Raw genomic sequence first — 257 nt, 5'->3', positions numbered from 1 at the left:
GTCAAAGGGTGAAATGCATTTTTTTGTTTGTTTGCTGTCAATTTCAACAAAGTGGTGAGCTTTCAATCTTTGACATCACCATGCACTGCCATTAATATGCGCCCCGTTCACACGATTCCTCTGTAGTTCAGTCGGTAGAACGGCGGACTGTTAATCCGTATGTCACTGGTTCGAGTCCAGTCAGAGGAGCCAAATTCAAAAAAGCCTGCTTTCTAGCAGGCTTTTTGCTTTCTAATTACCAACGCTCTTAAAACATC

General features: G+C 42.8%; 1 tRNA gene. It reads left to right on the top strand.

What is annotated here, in order from left to right:
* The first annotated feature begins 116 nt into the window (after positions 1 to 116).
* Positions 117 to 192 (top strand) — tRNA-Asn (locus tag AC0L3J_RS38210).
* Positions 193 to 257 lie beyond the last annotated feature (65 nt).

This window comes from Bradyrhizobium sp. Kon37, assembly GCF_055807535.1.
Note: the sequence above shows the minus strand (reverse complement) of the source record. Positions and strands in the feature narration are given on the sequence as shown.